The organism is Streptococcus sp. HMSC072G04, from assembly GCF_001813295.1.
Lineage (GTDB): Bacteria > Bacillota > Bacilli > Lactobacillales > Streptococcaceae > Streptococcus.
Window position 1 is genome coordinate 1 of record NZ_KV812033.1, and the last position, 977, is coordinate 977.

1 protein-coding gene is annotated in these 977 nt (G+C 39.5%); it reads right to left on the reverse strand.

What is annotated here, in order from left to right; all coding sequences use genetic code 11:
- The coding region (locus tag HMPREF2904_RS06755) for an SspB-related isopeptide-forming adhesin (protein WP_305366824.1) at positions 1 to 977 on the reverse strand (977 nt) is incomplete at both ends.

Genomic DNA, 977 nt, shown 5'->3' on the forward strand with positions numbered 1-977 from the left:
GGTTGGAACTTAGGTTCTTCTGGAGGTGTTACTGTATTGTTGAACTCTTTATCAGCAATATCTCCGACCTTAGCAACTAAAGCTTTAGCTGTACCATCATGAGAAACAGTGACTGTTACAACAGCTTTCATATTGTCATATGTAACGGTTGAGTCTGTACCAGCAACTTCTACTACTTTGTAACGGTAAACACCGATATCATTGTTTGTGTATTTAAGGCTAGTGAATTTAACCTTACCATCCTTATCATTGGTTGCTGTTTCAAGAACATTGAATTCATCATCGTCTAACAATTGGAAAGTAAACTCATTCGCTTTCAATTGACGACCAGCAAGAGCTTTCTTGAAGTCAAGTTCAATTTGAATTGGTACGTTGTTTACACGTTTTTCAGTTGGTTTGCTTGGTTTTTCAACTTTCTTAGTAGTTGGGTTGTAGTAGTTGACTACTTGAGCCGCAGTATTTTCGATGTCTACACCACCAGGTACATCAGCTTTCACTGTTGTTGGGATGTCGAACTTGTAGTAACATCCAAATGCGAATTTAGTTGTGTCGATGACTTGTGTGTTTTCTGCATCGCCAAGTGACTTAGTGAAGCCATCTTTAAGAGTTGCAGTAATCACACCGTTGTTGACAGTGATATCGAATTTATCTGTTACTTCTGCGCCTGTTACTGAGTCGTAAGCTTTGATCTTAGTAGAATCAAGTTCCAACTTCGCTTCATCGTAGTCATCTGAGATTCCTACTGATTGGATGTTGTCCTTGTTAGTTGCGTCAAACTTAGTTGTATCCAACCATACTTGGTAAACCAACTTGTCGCCACGGTTCACAGTCTTAGTGTTCAAGTTTTCTTTTTCGTTATTTGATGCATCGTCCGCATATGGGTCCGCATTTGTATCTGCGTACTTGTCTGCCAACTCTTTGTCATCATCAACGAGCTTGTCGCCTGTGATATCGTATTTCTCTTTAGAAACAACGTA